The 2,180-nt window shown below is 39.4% G+C and carries 1 protein-coding gene and 1 pseudogene; both read right to left on the bottom strand.

Going from position 1 to position 2,180, the window contains the following annotated elements; all coding sequences use genetic code 11:
* Nucleotides 1-78 precede the first annotated feature (78 nt).
* Nucleotides 79-1,134: a hypothetical protein gene (locus F566_RS0100190; protein WP_020404969.1), complete on the bottom strand. Its 1,056-nt coding sequence runs from the start codon at nucleotides 1,132-1,134 to the stop codon at nucleotides 79-81.
* A gap of 6 nt (nucleotides 1,135-1,140) precedes the next feature.
* Nucleotides 1,141-2,079: pseudogene (locus tag F566_RS0100185) on the bottom strand (AAA family ATPase); the annotation flags it as partial.
* Nucleotides 2,080-2,180: the final 101 nt, after the last annotated feature.

Raw genomic sequence — 2,180 nt, 5'->3', positions numbered from 1 at the left:
CGGAGAAAGTCATCTGATCCATGGATAGTATTCCTGATGAGTGAAGTTGGCCGTATTATGACTGATTTGGGGAGTTATTCAGAGCCTCCCTAGGTATCCGAGAATTTTATATGTCTCTTCAGATCTCGTGTTGGTAGTAATTACACGGTTTTTTGCGTCTACGATTAAATTTGCATCTCCACATATTATAGTTATATCTGGTATACCTCTGAGGTTGCCGCCAGTGTCATATGACCACATTGATTTTGATGGAGGTAGCTGCTTTTGAAACCAAATCTCAATTAATTTTGACTTGTAGCAAAAGGTAAATATCGGTTTTGTTCTTCTAAACTCCAATGAGTTAATTTGAGAACAAGTTATTCCCAGACCCGCTATGGCATCAAAAATCTTTTTTAAGCACCAAACCTCAAAGATACGATCAAGGAAGGACTGGTCACTGGGAAACGTGACAAAAACATCCCTTAGATGGGGGTTGCTGTCAATACTTGATGCGCCGTCTATTGAGTTAGTGAGGTTTTCATAAGCAAGCAATAGTTTTGAATAGCTTCTTTCGTTACTTGTTTGTCGCCGATTAATTCTACGCTTAGTTTCAAAAAATAATCTCGATAGCTTTCCATTTACAGTTATTTCAGACCATGGCGGCATCTTCAAATAATCTCTCAAGTATCTTCTTTGCTTTTTTGCTCTTTCAAATTCGGCGGAATGAGTTGGTATTGAAATTGACAAAAGCACTTTAAGCGTATAATCAATCAGTGCTTTTGCGAACATGTTTTCTGGTGTTGAAGCTGACTGAACACTAACGATTACAGGGTATGATGGTGGATACTTTTTTCTTTGGAATTTTTGATTTACATATCTATTTGTATCAAGCCTGCCCCTGATTGAACCATAAGAGTCTGTTCTTGATGATATTGTTTGTGTTGAATGCCTTTCCTGTAAGTCTCTAATTGATTCTAGAACAAGTGAGGCGATAGAAATGTAGTGTCGAGCCTTAAGCTGATTTTCAAATACGGAAAAGTCGCTCTCACCTCCCTCGTATAAAGAAATTCTCATATCGCGTAACGCGACATTTTTGCCTGAAAAATAAGTGGCGAGCAAGGGGATAGATTCTTTAAAGAAACGATTCTCAATCATGATTAATTAATCTAAAGGAGTAAAAACTAAGCCTGCATTTGCAATTGTAAGTAGCTCCCTTCTTGTTCTTTTATTGAATGGAGAATTCAGGTTGTTGGCTAACGAGAGTATGGTTTCGTGATCAATTGCATCTGCTTCAAATAGAGGCACGATCTTTACAGATGAAGCCCAGTCCATTGCGTCATTAATCTTTCCTTGAGTCACGTTTTCAGATTGAAGCAATTGAACAAGAAAGAGTTCAATGGTATCGATGATTTGAGCAGTTCCTATTGGCAGGAAGGGAATGTCAGTGGTTGTTGAGTATCTTACGGAGCTTATCAAATCCATAAGTTTTTCTATTGCATCAAAATATGTCGTGCTTAAAAGCTCAAGAAACTCTGACTTTTTATGAGCAAAAGAATCTGGATCTAAAGTTGTTGCACGTCTAGCAGCCTTAGATGACACCTTATCGATAACGGCGCTGAGCTCCTTTATAGCCGCTATTTCTGATTTGTTATTTATTGACCAGCTCACCCCGTCTGGCTTACGCGGTGGAATATCGATTGTAATAAAAGTAAACCTTCTTCTAATGGCCTGACTTAGATTGTTAACAAACTGTCTATCATAAGAATTCAATGTGGCAATCAGACGAAATCTTCGCGGAATAATCAATCGGCGATTTCCTTCGGGTTGGTGCGGGAGATTTACTGGCACCAAGTCATCCGTCCCCAGGACTGTGAATAGCTCTCCGAACGCTTTATCTAGATGTGCTCTGTTTAATTCATCGATAATCAGCCATTCAGCCTGCGGCTGTTTGGGGTCATCAAAGTGCTGAACAATTCTGTTCGCACAGTTTATTACTGTTTGCGTAAAACAACCGTTGACGGGTACAACCTGTTCTTTATGCTCATTAGTTAATTGAAGTTCTAGGCGGCCGATTACATCATAAATAGTCCAATCATCGTGTGCAGTTACTAAGGAGGCTCTGAATAACTCCCCAAATCAGTCATAATACGGCCAACTTCACTCATCAGGAATACTATCCATGGATCAGATGACTTTCTCCG

Source organism: Hahella ganghwensis DSM 17046, assembly GCF_000376785.1.
GTDB lineage: Bacteria > Pseudomonadota > Gammaproteobacteria > Pseudomonadales > Oleiphilaceae > Hahella > Hahella ganghwensis.
This window is presented reverse-complemented; position numbering and strand designations above follow the sequence as displayed.

What these genes read in the sequence shown, in the direction of transcription:
- F566_RS0100190 (WP_020404969.1), bottom strand. Translation starts at nt 1,134, where the DNA reads ATGATTGAGAATCGTTTCTTTAAAGAATCTATCCCCTTGCTCGCCACT.